General features: G+C 70.2%; 13 protein-coding genes. 2 read left to right on the top strand and 11 right to left on the bottom strand.

What is annotated here, in order from left to right; all coding sequences use genetic code 11:
- The first annotated feature begins 7 nt into the window (after positions 1–7).
- Positions 8–1,153, top strand: a complete 1,146-nt coding sequence (locus tag GVY64_RS13785) for a glutamate--cysteine ligase (RefSeq protein WP_159841327.1) — start codon at positions 8–10, stop codon at positions 1,151–1,153.
- A gap of 76 nt (positions 1,154–1,229) precedes the next feature.
- Complete coding sequence (locus GVY64_RS13790) at positions 1,230–2,588, top strand: phosphatase PAP2 family protein (protein ID WP_159841329.1); 1,359 nt, start codon at positions 1,230–1,232, stop codon at positions 2,586–2,588.
- 13 nt (positions 2,589–2,601) lie between these two features.
- On the opposite strand, the gene mnhG is transcribed toward GVY64_RS13790, so the two are convergent.
- The 11 genes from mnhG to GVY64_RS13845 all read right to left on the bottom strand — a co-directional run bounded on the left by mnhG (position 2,602) and on the right by GVY64_RS13845 (position 14,827).
- Positions 2,602–2,937: a monovalent cation/H(+) antiporter subunit G gene (gene mnhG, locus GVY64_RS13795; RefSeq protein WP_159841331.1), complete on the bottom strand. Its 336-nt coding sequence runs from the start codon at positions 2,935–2,937 to the stop codon at positions 2,602–2,604.
- A complete protein-coding gene (locus GVY64_RS13800; protein ID WP_159841333.1) occupies positions 2,934–3,194 on the bottom strand; it encodes a monovalent cation/H+ antiporter complex subunit F in 261 nt (86 codons plus the stop codon). The genes mnhG and GVY64_RS13800 overlap by 4 nt, the downstream gene beginning before the upstream one ends.
- Entirely contained in the window at positions 3,191–3,766 is a 576-nt protein-coding gene (locus GVY64_RS13805) for a Na+/H+ antiporter subunit E (protein ID WP_159841335.1), read from the bottom strand. Before GVY64_RS13805 ends, GVY64_RS13800 begins: the two co-directional genes overlap by 4 nt.
- Complete coding sequence (locus GVY64_RS13810) at positions 3,763–5,355, bottom strand: Na+/H+ antiporter subunit D (RefSeq protein WP_159841337.1); 1,593 nt, start codon at positions 5,353–5,355, stop codon at positions 3,763–3,765. The genes GVY64_RS13805 and GVY64_RS13810 overlap by 4 nt, the downstream gene beginning before the upstream one ends.
- Positions 5,352–5,729 carry a Na(+)/H(+) antiporter subunit C gene (locus GVY64_RS13815; protein WP_159841339.1) on the bottom strand — a complete coding sequence of 126 codons (378 nt, stop codon included), beginning with the start codon at positions 5,727–5,729 and terminating at the stop codon, positions 5,352–5,354. Before GVY64_RS13815 ends, GVY64_RS13810 begins: the two co-directional genes overlap by 4 nt.
- The gene (locus GVY64_RS13820; protein ID WP_159841341.1) at positions 5,726–8,632 is read right to left on the bottom strand and encodes a Na+/H+ antiporter subunit A; all 2,907 of its coding nucleotides are present in this window, start codon (positions 8,630–8,632) and stop codon (positions 5,726–5,728) included. The genes GVY64_RS13815 and GVY64_RS13820 overlap by 4 nt, the downstream gene beginning before the upstream one ends.
- 110 nt (positions 8,633–8,742) lie before the next feature.
- Positions 8,743–10,044 (bottom strand): hypothetical protein, encoded by a 1,302-nt coding sequence (locus GVY64_RS13825; RefSeq protein ID WP_159841343.1) that lies wholly within the window; start codon positions 10,042–10,044, stop codon positions 8,743–8,745.
- A 123-nt stretch (positions 10,045–10,167) separates the two neighbouring features.
- On the bottom strand, positions 10,168–12,393 hold the full coding sequence (locus tag GVY64_RS13830; protein WP_159841345.1) for an AAA family ATPase: 2,226 nt from the start codon (positions 12,391–12,393) through the stop codon (positions 10,168–10,170).
- A gap of 78 nt (positions 12,394–12,471) precedes the next feature.
- Positions 12,472–12,912 (bottom strand): hypothetical protein, encoded by a 441-nt coding sequence (locus tag GVY64_RS13835; protein ID WP_236566817.1) that lies wholly within the window; start codon positions 12,910–12,912, stop codon positions 12,472–12,474.
- Between the two features lie 71 nt (positions 12,913–12,983).
- Positions 12,984–13,337 (bottom strand): UBP-type zinc finger domain-containing protein, encoded by a 354-nt coding sequence (locus GVY64_RS13840; RefSeq protein WP_159841347.1) that lies wholly within the window; start codon positions 13,335–13,337, stop codon positions 12,984–12,986.
- Positions 13,334–14,827, bottom strand: coding sequence for an ATP-binding protein (locus GVY64_RS13845; RefSeq protein ID WP_159841349.1), 1,494 nt, complete (start codon positions 14,825–14,827; stop codon positions 13,334–13,336). The genes GVY64_RS13840 and GVY64_RS13845 overlap by 4 nt, the downstream gene beginning before the upstream one ends.
- Positions 14,828–14,832 lie beyond the last annotated feature (5 nt).

The following is a 14,832-nucleotide window of genomic DNA, read 5'->3' on the forward strand; positions in this document are numbered from 1 at the left end:
GTGGCATATGGCCGGGGCAGGAATCGAGCACGTTCCCTTCGAAGGTTCGCCCCGGCCCACCATCGGGGTCGAATGGGAGATCGCCTTGGTGGACAAGGTGACCCGCGACCTGTCGAATACCGCTGCGGCGGTGTTCGATTCCCTCGGTGAGCTGCGCGCCCACGACGGCACACCGCAGGTCACCAAGGAGTTGCTGCGCAACACCGTCGAACTCGTCACCGGTGTGCACGACACCGTCGGCGCGGCGGTGGAGGACCTGACCGGCACCATGAATACGGTGCGGCGCGCGGCCGACCCCTTGGGCGTCGACTTGTTCTGCGCGGGAACCCATCCGTTCGCGCAGTGGTCGGCACAGCAACTGACCCGGTCGGAGCATTACGACGAGTTGATCGAGCGCACGCAGTGGTGGGGCCGCCAGATGATGATCTGGGGTGTGCACGTGCACGTCGGAGTCTCCCACCGCGACAAGGTGTTTCCGATCCTCAACTCCTTGTTGCTGTCGTATCCGCATCTGCTCGCGCTGTCGGCGGGATCGCCGATGTGGTCCGGATCGGATACCGGCTACGCCAGCAACCGGACGCTGATGTTCCAGCAGCTGCCGACCGCGGGCCTGCCGTTCCAGTTCGAGAACTGGACCCAGTTCGAGCATTTCGTGCACGACGAGGTCAAGACGGGCGTGTTCACGCAGCTGGGCGGCATGCACTGGGACATCCGCCCGGCGCCCAAGTGGGGCACCATCGAGGTGCGGGTCTGCGACGGCATCTCCACCCGCACCGAACTGGCGGCGCTGGCCGCCCTCATCCATTGCCTGATCGTCGACCTCGATCACCGCGTCGAGAACGGCGAGGACCTGCCCACCCTGCCGCCGTGGCATGTGCAGGAGAACAAGTGGCGCGCCGCTCGTTACGGGCTGGACGCGATCATCATCACCGACGCCGACAGCAACGAGCGCTTGGTCACCGATGACCTGGACGATCTGCTGAACCGGTTGGAGCCGACGGCGGCGCGCCTGGGCTGCGCGGACGAACTCGCGCTGGTCGCCGAGATCCCCAAGCGCGGGGCCTCCTATCAGCGGCAGCGCCGCGTCGCCGCGGCGTCGCAGGGCGATCTGGTCGCGGTGGTGGACGCGCTGGTCGAGGAGTTGAAGCAGTAGCGTCCGGCCGGGTAGCGGTCGGCTGCTGTTCAGCTGGTCAGGGGGACGGCGTTCACCCCCCGTTTACTATGGTCGGATGCTTGTCGAATACCCGGGTTCCGAAGTAGGAAGTGCGGTATCGCGCCGTCGCGCGCCGCGAACTCGGGTAGCGGTCGTCGCGGCGGTGGCCGCGGTGCCGGTTCTGCTGATCGTGTTGCAGGGCGTCGCCATCTGGCAGGGGTTCGAAGGTCCTCTGGAGAGCTTGGGGCGGGACTACATCGGCACACCCAAATCCATGTCGGTGCCCTGGGCCGGGCTCGTCCTCGCGCTGGTGGGCATCTCGACCCGCCGCAGGCTGATCGCGGTGGGTGTCGCGGCGGCCATCGATGTGGTGTGGGCGGGCGTCCGCTTAGTGGCGGGTGCGCCGTTCGCGATCGGGAACGGCCCGGTGATCGTGCTGACCGGGCTGGCGCTGGTTGCCTGGCTGCGCTGGTCCGGCGCCGAACGGCGCGATGCGCTACACGCGGCCGCGCTCGGCGCGCTGCTCGTGCTGGCCACCAAGGTCGGCGACGTCTGGCTGCACGTCACCGTGATCGGCAGGCCGACCGTGCTCGATGAGTACGTGATCCTGGCCGACCACGCGCTGGGTGACCCGTCGTGGGTGCTCGGCCGCGCGGTCGATGCGATGGGACCGGTGGTCTACGCGGTGCTGCACTGGGTATACATCGAGCTGCCCGTGGCGGCGATCGTCGTGGCGGTGTGGCAGCTGCGCCGGGTGGCGTCGTCGGGCCGGTGGCCGTCGCATTATCTGGTCCGGACCTTCCTGGTGCTCGGTTTGGTCGGCCCCCTGGTGTACGTGCTCTTCCCGGTGGTGGGGCCGATGTTCGCGTTCGGGCCGGACGGCAACGGGCTGCAATTGGGCAACTACTGGCCCGGGGTGGTGCCGCCGATCGACCGGAACCCGATGCCGCTGCCGTTCGACGCGGCGGTTCCGCGCAACTGCATGCCCTCGATGCACACCGCCTGGGCGCTGTCGGTGTTCCTGCACACCCGCCGCGACAGCGATGGCGAACCCGCCCCGGCCTGGCTGCGCTGGGGCGGCGCGTTCTGGCTGCTGGCCACCCTTGCCGCCACCCTGGGCTTCGGCTACCACTACGGCGTCGACTTGGTGGCGGGCGCGGTGCTGTGCCTCACCGTCGAATCGGCGTTGCGCGAACCGGAGCGCGGCTGGGGATGGTTCCGGATCCGGTTGGTCGGCTCCGGGGCGGTCGTGCTCGCGGCGTTGCTGCTGTCCTACCGCTACCTCGCCGTGCCGATGGCCGAGTACCCGGTACTCGCGGGCACCGTCGTGCTCGGGCTGCTGGCCGGACTGGCGGCGGCGTTCCACGCGACCTGGTTCGCGGCCGCGCGGCAGCCGCTGCGGGCCGAACGGGAGGTCGAGCCCGCCGCGCGCTGAGTTCGGCACGCGGCTAGTCGACGTCGTCGTCGCGCATCTCGTTGACGCGCAACAGCCCGTCCCGGTGGCGCTGCTCGCGGTAGGCGGTGCGGCCGATGAGGTGGGCGATCACCGGGGCGGTGAGCAGGGTGAACAGCCCCACCAGCACCAGCGCCCAGACGTCGCCGTGCCCGCGCAGCTGGATCGCGGCGCCCGCTAGTACCAGGATCAGCCCGATGACCTGCGGTTTGGTGGCCGCGTGCATCCGGGTCAGTGTGTCGGGGAAGCGGACGATCCCGAGCGCGGCGGTCAGCGCCAGCGCCGAGCCGAACAGGATCAGGGTGCCCGCGAGCACGTGCCAGAGGTTCATTTGTCGTCCCGCACCCGGAATCTGGACACGGCGGCCGAACCGAGGAACCCGACCAGCGCCAGCGCGACGATCGCGGGCACCACGGTGGTGTCGGCGCTGTAGGCCGCCCACACGGCCAGTCCCGAAGCGGCGATGGCCATCAGCGAGTCGACGGCGACCACCCGGTCCAACGTGCTCGGCCCCATGACGACGCGATAGGTGGTCAGCAGCGCGGCGGCCGTCAGAATGACGGCGGCGAGAACGGCGACGACGGTCACTGTGCCACCTCCGGGGGTGCGGGCGGCCGGGAGTACGGCCATCCGGTCGGGCGTTCGAAAGCTTCCATCAGCAGGCGTTCCAGCCGCCGGGTGATCCGGAAGAACTTGTCCACGGCCGCGTCGCTGCCCACGTCGAGGACGTGGACGTAGACGACGCAGCGCCTGCGATCGATCTCCAGCACCATCGTGCCGGGGATCAGGTTGAGCACATCGGTCCACAGCACCAGCACCAGATCCGACCGCGTGCGGGCGTACACCCGCAGCACTCCGGACACCGGTGTGGGAGCCGGTCGGATCGCGAACCAGGCGACCTGGAGACTCGACTCCAGCGCGTAATAGGCGCTCACCAGCACGAGTTCGAGCAGCGGCAGCGGGTTCAGCCGACCCGATACCGGCACGCGCGGCAGCGGCAACGCCACCATGATCAGGGCGGCGACCACGAGCCCGCCCAGCAGGTTGGCGACGCTCAGATCGCCCCACAGGACGAGCCAGACCAGGGTGAGCCACACGAGGACGCCGACCCGGACGACCGTCTCGCGTCCGCGGTCGCGCCCGGTCTGCTCGACGCTCATCGCGAACCGCCCAGCACCGCACCGATGTACACAGCGGGGTCTCGCAGGTCGGCCGCGGCCCGGTCGGCGATCGTCAGGATGGGACCGGCCAGCACCGTCAGACACAGCCCGACCGCCACGAGCGCAGCGGTGGACAACACCATCAGCGGCGGCATCCGGCCGGGATCGGTGCGTTCGTCGTAGTGCACGTCGGTCGCGTCCTCGATCAGCGTCGGCGGCTTCGCCGCGGTGAGATGACCCTCCGGCGCGTCCGCACGGGGCCGCCAGAACGCTTTGCTCCATACCCGGGCGACGGCGTAGAGGGTGAGCAGGCTGGTGAGCACCGCGCCACCGACCAGCACCCAGGCCAGCACGCTGCCGCGTTCGGCGCCCGCTTGCAAGAGCGCGACCTTGCCGATGAACCCGGAGAACGGGGGTATTCCGCCGAGATTCAGCGCGGGGACGAGGAACAGCACCGCCAGCAGCGGACTGGCCGCGGCGAGCCCGCCCAGTCGGCGCAGCGAGGTGGAGCCGGCCTGCCGCTCGATCAGGCCCGCCACCAGGAACAGCGCGGTCTGCACCAGGATGTGGTGCGCCACGTAGAAGACCGCGCCCGCCAGCCCGGACGCGGTGGCCGTGCCGACCCCGAACACCATGTATCCGATGTGGCTGACCAGGGTGAACGACAGCAGGCGGCGGATGTCGCTCTGCGCGATGGCGCCGAGGATGCCCACGAGCATGGTCAGCAGGCCGCATGCCAGCAGGATCGAATCGAAGCCGCCGGTGGGGAACAGCAGCGAGTGCGTGCGGATGATCGCGTACACACCGACTTTGGTGAGCAGGCCCGCGAACACGGCGGTGACCGGGGCCGGGGCGGTCGGATAGGAGTCGGGCAGCCAGTTCGACAGCGGGAAGACGGCGGCCTTGATGCCGAACGCCACCAGCAGCACGCCGAAGATCGCCGTGCGGGTGCCCTCCGGCACCGCGCCGAACCGTACCGCGAGCTGAGCGAGATTCAGTGTTCCGGTGGCCGCGTAGGTCAGCCCGATGCCGGTGAGGAAGATCAGCGAGGACACCATCGACACCATCACGTAGGCCACGCCCGCGCGGATGCGTTCGGTGGTCGCGCCCACCGTGAGGAGCACGAACGACGCGGCGAGCAGGATCTCGAAACCCACGAACAGGTTGAACAGGTCACCGGCCAGGAAAGCGGCCGAAACACCCGCGGTGAGTACCAGGTACGTCGGCCGGTAGATGGAGGTGGGCTGCCGCTCGTCGCCGTCGCGGATGTTCTGGCCCGCGCCGTAGAGGGCGACCGACAGCAGCACGATGGACGAGACGAGCAGCATCGCCGCCGAGAGCCGGTCCACCACCAGCGTGATGCCGATCGGCGCCGCCCAATCGCCGACCTGCAACGCGGTGGTGCCGTCGCGGTCGGCCAGGAACAGCAGCAGCCCGCAGATCACCACCACACCGGTGAGCGCCCCGACGATGACCACGCTCTGTATGCGGGGCCTGCGGCCGAAGACGAGCGTGGCGGCGGCGCCGAGCAGCGGAACGAGCACGGGCAGCGGCGCGAGGACCGGCAGCAGGCCGGGGGACAGGCTCACGTCTCCGGGTCCTCTCCGGCCCGCCGCCGGGCGACCTCCGCGTCCTCCTCGTCGTTGGCGACGTCGTCGCTGGTGGTGAGCATGTAGGCGCGGTAGGCCAGCGCGAGGACGAAGGCCGCGAGGCCCATGGTGATCACGATGGCGGTGAGCACCATGGCCTGAGCGAGCGGGTCGGCCATCTCCTCGGTGGCGGCCGCGCCGCGAATGGGCGGTTCGCCGTCGCCACCGCCCGCGGTGAGGATCAGCAGGTTCACCGCGTTGCCGAACAGGATCAGGCCGAGCAGCATCTTCGACACGGCGCGTTCCAGGATCAGATACACCCCGCACGCGACCAGGACGCCGATCACGATCAGCAGGGTCAGATTCGCGGTCATGTGCGGGAACCGCCTTTCCTCGCCGGGGGCTCGGCGTCGGCCAGTTCGCTGTCCAGCCGCGCGCCGAGGCTGCGCAGCACGTCCAGCACCAGGCCGACCACGATGAGATAGACGCCGAGATCGAACAGCAGCGCGGTGACCACTTTGACGTGGCCGACCACCGGCAGCGAAACCTCGACGATCGCCGAGGACAGCGGCGGCGCGCCCAACAGCAAGGAGGAGACCGCGGTCCCCGCGGCCAAGGTGAGGCCGGCGCCGAGGACATGACCCGCGTCGACGGGCAACGCCTCGCCCAATTCGTAGCGGCCGCCGGCGAGATACCGCAGGGTCAGCGCGAGCCCCGCGGTGAGCCCACCCGCGAAACCGCCGCCCGGCGCGTTGTGGCCGGAGAAGAAGAAGTAGACCGACAGCAGCATGATGGTCGGGAACACCAGCCGGGTGGTGATCTGGAGGACCATCGACCGTTCGGCCCGGGCGACCAACCGGCCCGCGGGCAGCCAGCTCACCAGTTCCGGGTCGTAGTCGGGCGAGTCCGCCGCGCGCGGCGCGCTGCCGAAACGCCTGCTGCGGAACACCAAGGACGCGACGCCGGTAGCGGCGACGACGAGCACCGAGATCTCACCGAGGGTGTCCCAGGCCCGTAGGTCGACCAGCAGGACGTTGACGGCGTTCTTCCCGCCGCCGAATTCGTAAGCGGCATCGGGAATCCGGGGCCAGATGGGTTCGGCGGTGCGGGCGGCGACGGCGAAACCGGCCAGGATCGCGACCACCGCTCCCGTCCCCGCGGCCAGCATCGCCCTGCGGAACTTGAACGCGACCGCGCGGCGGGCCTCGATCCGCGCGGGAAAGGCGCGCAGGACGAGGACGAAGATCACCAGCGTCAGCGTCTCCACCAGGAATTGGGTCAGCGCGAGGTCGGGCGCGCCGTGCAGCGCGAAGATCACGCCGCTGCCGTATCCGGTCACGCCGACGACCAGCACGCTCGCCAATCGGTTGCGCAGCACCGTCGCGGCGAGCGCGGTCACCACCATGATCGCGCCGATGGCCGCTTGCAGCGGCGAATCCCACCACCGCAGCGTCACGCCGGTGCGGGTGCCGACGGCGAGCAGGGCGGTCGGCAGGACGATCAGCGTGACCAGGATCGCGGCCTGGCTCAGCGGCAACGACCCGCGCTGCACGGCGCCGGTCATCCGCAGCGAGAGGGTGTCCATCGCGCGCAGCGTCGCGTCGTAGGCGCGGTCGGCGTTGCCCAGGCGCGGGTGCGCCGATTCGACGAAGCGGGTGCGCAGCCGGTACAGCGCGACACCTGCGGCGACGATCAGCAGCGTGGTCGCCAATGCGGGGGTGAATCCGTGCCACAGCGCCAGATGGGTCGGCGCGGGATCGCCCAACGTTTCGGCATAGGGACGTATCCGTGCGTCCACCCATGACGGCGCGAGACCGGCGACAAGGCTCGCGACGGCGAGGAGCGCCGGTGGCGCCAGGAACAGCGCACCCGGCGGGTGCCAGCGGCAATGGTCCGCGCCTTCCGGCTGGTGCTCGGCGACGGGCACTTCGCTCGGGTGGTGGGCGACCGCAGTGGTGCCGGGGACGGGTTCCGGCGCGCCGCGCTTGTCCGCGAAGGCGCCCCAGACGAAGCGGATGCTGTAGCCGACGGTCAGCATCGAACCGAGCACCACGCCGGCGAACACCGCACTCCGTGCGGGATCGGTGAGCACGTCCGCGTCGAGCACGGCGCTCAGCGCGCTCTCCTTGCCGACGAAGCCGAGCAGCGGCGGGATGCCCGCCATGCTGAGCGCGGCGAGGACCGCGGTGGCGCACAGCACGGGAGCCCGGCGGCCGAGACCGGACAACCGGCGTAGATCGCGCGTGCCCGCACCGTGATCGATGATGCCGACCACCAGGAACAGGCACGCCTTGAACAGCGCGTGCGCGACGATCAGCGTCACCCCGGCCAGCGCGGCGCCGGGCGTGCCGATGCCGACCAGCACGATCAGGAACCCCAGCTGACTCACCGTGCCGAAGGCCAGCACCAGCTTCAGGTCCACGACCTGCAGCGCCCGCAGCCCCGCCAGCAGCATCGAGGCCAGGCCGAGGGTGAGCACGAGCGGATGCCACACCGGATTCTGCGCGAACACCGGCGCCAGGCGAGCGACCAGGTACACACCGGCTTTCACCATCGCCGCCGCGTGCAGGTACGCGCTCACCGGCGTCGGGGCGGCCATCGCGCCGGGCAGCCAGAAATGCAGGGGCACCACAGCGGACTTGGTGAGTGCGCCGACCAGCAACAGCGCCACCGCGACGTCGATCGCGGGCCCGTTCGGCGGATGCGCCCCGGACAGCAGATCCGAGAGCAGATAGCTGCCGCTCGCGGTGCCGAGCACGACGATGCCTGCCAGCATCGCCAATCCGCCCGCCCCGGTCACCAGCAGGGCTTGAATCGCGGCCCTTCGACTGGCCGCCTGCTCGGCGTTGTGCCCGATGAGCAGGAACGACAGCACGGTGGTCGCTTCCCAGAACACATAGAGCAGCACCATGTTGTCGCTGGTGACCAGCCCGAACATGGCCCCGGCGAAGGCGACCAACTCGGCGGCGAACACCCCGAGCCGTGGCTCGTCGTTCTCGAAATATCTGCCGCAGTAGACCAGAACCAGCGCTCCGATGCCGAGCACGAGCGCGCACAGCACCGCCGCGAGCGTGTCGAAACGCAGTTCGATGTTCAGCCCGATGCTCGGCGCCCAGGCCAGCCGGACGCGCTGCGACTCGGACCAATTCGCGATCACCCAACCCAGACCGCCGAGAGGGACCGTGGCCAGCAGGTAGAAAGCATTGCGCCCCAGTGCCCGCACACACAGCGGAGCCAGCAAGGCGGCCGCGGCATGGACGAGCAGGATTACGAGCAAACTTCACTCCGTCGAGTAGGGGCGGCGGGGTGTCCGGGACAAGCCTACGGAAAGGGCGCTTTTCTCGCGGTAGGAGTGCGTATGGCGTACGCCATCCGCCCGGTTCTCGGCTATATGTCCGCTAATGATTCGCTTTCCGGCTGCCCGTTCGGTTGCCGCTTGCTGCGCGGCCGCAATTTCCGCAGCATGAAGATCCCGAGAGCGCTCCCGATGACGATGGCGAGCGCGGTCCGGCCGGGCGTCGCGTCATGCACCGCCACATCGTCGCGCCAGTCCTTGACCCGGTCCGGCATCACCGACACCGCCGAAGGAAGATAGAGCGCGGTGAGCGCGAGCACACCGCTGGGCGCGTAGTGCGGTCGCACCGTGCCGCAGCAGTACCCGGCGGTCAATGCGATGACCCCACTGATCACGGCGAAGGCGACGGTGCTCGCCGCCGTCGAGGTGACCAGGGCGAAGACCGAGATGCCTGCCAGAAGCAGGATGGCCAGCGCGGTCGAAGGCATGCGGGCGCCCACGGCCAGTCCGGCCGCGGTCAGCGCGATGAGCACCGCGGAGGTCCAGCCGGGCCGGACCGCGTAACCCACGGCGTCGACCGCCGCGGTGAGGCTGACGGCCAGGTACACGCCGGTGCCGTCGCGGCCGGGCAGCAGCATGGCCGCCGCGGTCGCGCTGACGATCGTCGCGGCGACGACGATCGCGATCTCGACCCCGTGACTCTCCGCGGGCAGTTTGCTGTATTGGCGGCCCAGCCATTCGGTGCCGGCCAGCACCACCAGCGCGAGCACCATGGCGGCGAGGATCGGCGTGACCGGCAGCTCGATCGCCATCCGTGGCGTCTTCGGCTCCTCGGTGCGTCGCCAGTTGTGCAAGGTGCTGAGCACCAGCAGCGCCAGGGCCGCGCCGATCATCCAGCGCGTCGGCGTCTCCAGGACCGCGTACGGATCCGCGTTGATGTTCAGTAGGGCCGCGAGATCGCCGAAGCCGAAGAATCCGACGCCACCTACGGCGAACGCCGCGCCGGGCAGCGGCCGCCGTAGCGCCACCGCGCCCAGCCCGCCCAGCAGTATCGCGGCGCAGATCGAGTCGATGTAGTTCTGCGTGGTCAGCATCTCGGCCGTGGGGCCATGGCGGCCGGCGAAATGATTGAGCAACTGCGCGAGAGCGGCGGCCGTCGCCGTCGCCCACCCGGTCAACGGCCGCTTGGTGGTGGCGACCAGAACGGCGATCGCCACGGCGACGATCACGCCCAGCGCGGCGCTGCGCGGCACGCTGTTGAGCAGACCGGCGATCCGATAGGAGGTGGACTGGCCTTTGGTGCTGACGGTGACCGGCAGGAACAGCGTGACGCCCGCGACCGCGGCTCCCGTGAAGGCCGTGATCGCGTCGACAATGTCGCCGACCCTGCGCACGGTTGTCGAACATACCCGGGGCGCGGGCGTGATCTTGTGATTGCCGACGATTCGCCCGAAAATGTCTCAGGCGGGAAAATGCGGCATAAGCCGATTTACCAGATATTGGCTGAGAGAGACCGCCTATCCGCGACTTTCCGCGTACCGGCGCAGCGTGTCGATCTGGGCCGGGTCCAGCGAAGGCCGTACCACCGTTTGGGCGGCGAGCACGTCGGCCCCGGTGACATCGGCGGCGTGCACGTCCCGGCGCATCGCCGTGAGGGCGGACTCGCGCAGCAGCGCCGCGCAGTCGGCGGCGGAATAGCCCTCCAGTTCCTCCGCGAGCGCGTCGAGGTCGACGTCGTCGGCCAACGGCACCGCGCGGCCCGCGGTGCGCAGGATCTCCCGCCGGGCGGCGGCGTCCGGCGGCGGCACGAAGACGAGCCGTTCGAGCCTGCCCGGGCGCAGCAGCGCCGGATCGATCAACTCGGGCCGGTTGGTCGCGCCAAGCACCACCACGTCGCGCAGCGGCTCCACGCCGTCGAGTTCGGTGAGCAGCGCCGCGACCACCCGGTCGCCGACACCCGCGTCGGCGCTCTGCCCGCGACGCGGCGCCAAGGCGTCCACCTCGTCCAGGAAGATCAGCGACGGCGCCGAATCACGGGCGCGCTGGAACAATTCGCGCACCGCGCGCTCCGACGAGCCGACCCATCGGTCCAGCAACTCCGCGCCCTTGACCGCGTGCACGCTGAGCTGACCGCTGCCCGCCAGCGCCCGCACCAGGAAGGTCTTGCCGCAGCCGGGCGGGCCGTAGAGCAGCACCCCGCGCGGCGGCTCGATACCGAGGCGGGCGAAGGAGTCGGGGTGACGCAACGGCCACAGCACCGCCTCGGTCAGTGCCTGTTTGGTTTCGGCCATATCGCCGACGTCGTCGAGACCCAGGCTGCCGATGGCGAGTTCCTCCATACCCGAGCGCGACAGCGGCCGGATGACCTCGAGCGCGCCGAGCAGGTCGGGCTGGGTGAGCTGTGGCTCACCGTTCTCCCTGGCCCGCGACGCCGCGCGCAGCGCAGCCTCCCGGCACAGCGCCGCCAGGTCGGAAACCACGAATCCAGGGGTGCGCGCCGCGATCTCGTCGAGTTTCAGCTCTGCGGTCGGCACCCGGCGCAGCAACTGTTCCAGCAGGGCCTTGCGGACGGCGGCGGTGGGCAGCGGCAACGCGAGTTCGCGGTCGCACAGGTCCGGCGCCCGCAGGCGCTGGTCGATCCCGGCGGGGTGCGCCGTGGTCGCCAGGAACGCGACGCAGGGTTCGGCGATCGCGGCGCGCAACTGGTCCAGGATGAGGGTGGCGACCGGCTCGGCGTCGGCGGGCAGCAGCGCGTCGATGTCGGTGATCAGCAGGACGCCGCCCTTGCCGCAGCCGATGTCGGCCACCGCCTCGGCGACCTCGCGCAGCCGCGCCCCGCTCTCGGCCGCCCCGATGGTGGGGCCGTCCAGTTCCACCACGCGCCGCGGCGCCGCGACCGCGCGGGCCAGCGCGGCCTTGCCGACACCGGCCGGGCCGGTGATCAGCACACCGAGGTGGGGCCGTGCACCCAGCGTGCGCAGCAATTCGGGCTCGTCGAGCGCGAGACTGAGCCATTCGGTGAGCTTCGCGGCCTGGCTGCGCGCGCCCGCCAGATCTTCGACCGAGATGCTCGGTGTCTCGCCCGGCGGCGTTGTGCGGGTCGCCGCGCCGCCCCCGTTCGAGCCCACGGGCGCCTCGCCCGCCGCGAGCGACGCCACGGCCGCCGCCGGTGCGTCTCGCGCGGCCACCGCGCCCGCGCCCCACGCCACGGCGGTGTTCGGCTGCACGCTCACCGGGCCGCGCGGATCGGTGGCGGTGACGGTGAGCAACTCCGTGGTCCAGGCGATGCCGAAGGTGCGCGACAGCGCCTGGGTTGCGGCCGTGGAGCTGATGTCGGGCCCGAGGTCGCGCGGCAGCAGGGAGACCGCGTCGCCGACGGTGACGACCTTCCCGAGCAGCGCCTGCCGCAGCGTCGCGGCCGGAATCGTGCGGGTGGCGTGCACCGAGCCGCTCACCGTGATCTGCTTCGCGCCGTAGACGACGGCGGGGGAGATCACCACCGTCGCATCCTCGCGCAGTCCGGCGTTGGACAGCGTGACGTCGTCGAGTAGGGCGACTCCGGCGGGCGTGTCCGGACGGGCGACACCGACGACCGCGGCCGTGCGCCGGGATCCGACCAGCATGATCCCGTCCCATTCGCGCAACCCGAGGGCGGTCAGCGCTTCCGGATGCAGCCGGACCACCCCGCGCCGGGCGTCGGCGGCCGAAGGATTCAGGCGGGCGGTGAGTGCCAGTTCTGCCACTGTGCCATTCTGCCGCGCGGGGCCGCCCTCGGTCACGGTTCCTCGTCCCGGAAGAAGCCGCGGACGACGAATCGCCCGTTATTTCTTCGCGATCCCGGTCGCGACCGCGACCGAGGTGTCGGCGACGCTCGGCGACAGGCACACCAGCTTGGCCGTGCCCAGCGCGACGTTAGGACTGCCGTCGAACCGGCCACCTGGGTTCTCCACCAGGATCTGCTCGATCAGCGCCTTCTCCTGGTCGCTGTCGAGCTTCCGGAACTCGCCGCAGGTGGTGCTGGACGCGGGACCGAGTGCGGAGTCGCGCTGTTTCGTCGTGGCCGGGGTATCGGGGTCCGACGGGGTGCTCGGCGCCGCGGTGCCGGGAGCGGTCGTTGTTCGCGGGGCCGAGGCGGACGTGGTCACGCCGGTCGAGCCCTTGCGCAATCCGTTCGCGTCGGTGGACTCGTCCCCTCCGCCGCAGCCTGCCAGCAGGAAACCCACCGTCCCGGCGATCAGGACGATGGCGGATGTTCGTTTCATACCGTGCTTTCCCCGGGTGGATCGTGGTGCCGGAGGCCCGGCGTCCGCAGCAGCGTACCGGTTCTCCCGGTTCAGTGGATGTGTGCCTGCCAATCCGCGGGCACCCGTTCACGCGGGCCGGGCACGCCCTGGTCCGCGGGGTGACTGCGCGGTGGCGCCAATTCCGGTCCGCCGCTGTACATCTCCCCGGTCTCGAAGTTGTAGAACCAGTCCTCGCCCGGTTCGAAACTCTGGATGAACGGATGACCGGTGCTCTCGGCATGCGCGGTGGCGTGCTGTGCGGGCGAGGTGTCGCAGCAGCCGACGTGCCCGCACTGGGCGCAGCGGCGCAGATGCACCCACCAGCCGGAGTTCTGCTCGCACTCCAGGCAGCCCGGGCCGCTGGGTGGTACCGCGGGGTCGATGCCCGCGACTTGCTCGGTCATGACAGCCCTTCCGTTTCTGTGGCGGCGACAGGCTCCTGGTCGGGGCGGTGCAGCGGCAGCCAGACGGTGAACTTGGTGTCGCCCGGCTCGGAGTCCACCCGGATGTCGCCGTTGTGCTTGTTGACCACGATGCGGAACGAGATATCCAGCCCGAGGCCGGTGCCCTCGCCCATCGGCTTGGTGGTGAAGAACGGTTCGAAGATCCGGTTACGGGCCTCCGGTGCGATGCCCGGCCCGGTGTCGCCGATCTCCACGACCGCGCAATCGTTCTCGTGCCTGGTGCGGATGGTCAGCGTACCCTCGCCGTTCATCGCGTACACCGCGTTGTCGATCAGGTTGGTCCACACCTGGTTGAGTTCGGCCGCGAAGCACGGCACCTGCGGCAGCGTCCGGTCGTACTCCTTGACCACGTGCACGCCGTCGCCGATCTTGCGGCTGAGCATCACCAGCGTGCTGTCCAGCAGTTCGTGGATGTCGACCACCTGGAACGGCGCACGGTCCATCTGCGAGTACTGCTTCGCCGCCCCGACCAGCGACGAGATCCGGGTCGTCGAGTCGGCGATCTCGTTCATCAGCAGCTCGGTCTCGATGGTGTAGTTCAGCCAGCGGATCGCCCCTTGGAACACCTGCTCCGGCGAGCCCTCCAGGGTGGCGGCCACCCGTTCCAGCCAGTCGGTGTCGAATCCGGCCTGCACGAAGTTCGGCGCGAGGTTCCAGCCGTCGCCGATTCCGTGCTCCTCGAGCCATTCCCCGAGCAGATCCTCGCGGTCGGCAGCTTCCAGAGGCGTGAGTTCCGGCGCCTTCGCGACCTGGGCGGCCGCCTCCTCCTGCAGGCGCACCAGCGCGCCCAACGACGACGGATCGAACTTGCCTTCCGCCATCATGGCGAGCTTGTGCCGCATGCCGGCGACCCGCTCGCGCAGGCCCGAGGTGGCGCGCACCGCGGCGGCGGCCGGGTTGTTCAGCTCATGGGTCAGGCCCGCCGACAGCGAACCGAGCGCCAGCAGCCGTTCCCGTTCGCCGATGCGCGCGTTGGTGTTGCGATTGCCGAAGAACACGCCCTCCAGCAGGTGCACGGCCATCGGGAACCACTCGTGCATCATCCGGGCGAAGACGCCGGCGTCGAGCACGTAGAACCGCGACGGGCGCGTCACCTGCATCGTGCCGTTGTAGGTCTGCTCGACCTTGTCGCCGATGTAGGACATCCAGGCGCCGGCGTAGGCGCCGCGGTGCTCGGTGCGCACCAGCTCGATCTCCGTGCCGCCGGACTGTTTGGTGAGCACCACCTCACCGTCCATCAGCACGTAGAAGCAGGTGGCCGGATCGCCCTCGCGGAAGACCACGCCCGGTTCGATGGTCTCGATCCGTCCGTCGGCGCACAGCCAGTCCAGCTGCTCGTCGTTCAGCTTCTCGAACAGGAACAGGCTGCGCAGTTCGGCGGGATCGCACACCGACCGGCTGCTGCGGTCGGCGGTCTGGTTGGAAGTCATCTGCG

The organism is Nocardia sp. CY41 (assembly GCF_009829325.1).
Lineage (GTDB): Bacteria > Actinomycetota > Actinomycetes > Mycobacteriales > Mycobacteriaceae > Nocardia.

What these genes read in the sequence shown, in the direction of transcription:
- GVY64_RS13785 (WP_159841327.1), top strand. Translation starts at nt 8, where the DNA reads ATGGCCGGGGCAGGAATCGAGCACGTTCCCTTCGAAGGTTCGCCCCGG.
- GVY64_RS13790 (WP_159841329.1), top strand. Translation starts at nt 1,230, where the DNA reads ATGCTTGTCGAATACCCGGGTTCCGAAGTAGGAAGTGCGGTATCGCGC.
- mnhG (WP_159841331.1), bottom strand. Translation starts at nt 2,937, where the DNA reads ATGAACCTCTGGCACGTGCTCGCGGGCACCCTGATCCTGTTCGGCTCG.
- GVY64_RS13805 (WP_159841335.1), bottom strand. Translation starts at nt 3,766, where the DNA reads ATGAGCGTCGAGCAGACCGGGCGCGACCGCGGACGCGAGACGGTCGTC.
- GVY64_RS13815 (WP_159841339.1), bottom strand. Translation starts at nt 5,729, where the DNA reads ATGACCGCGAATCTGACCCTGCTGATCGTGATCGGCGTCCTGGTCGCG.
- GVY64_RS13835 (WP_236566817.1), bottom strand. Translation starts at nt 12,912, where the DNA reads ATGAAACGAACATCCGCCATCGTCCTGATCGCCGGGACGGTGGGTTTC.
- GVY64_RS13840 (WP_159841347.1), bottom strand. Translation starts at nt 13,337, where the DNA reads ATGACCGAGCAAGTCGCGGGCATCGACCCCGCGGTACCACCCAGCGGC.
- GVY64_RS13845 (WP_159841349.1), bottom strand. Translation starts at nt 14,827, where the DNA reads ATGACTTCCAACCAGACCGCCGACCGCAGCAGCCGGTCGGTGTGCGAT.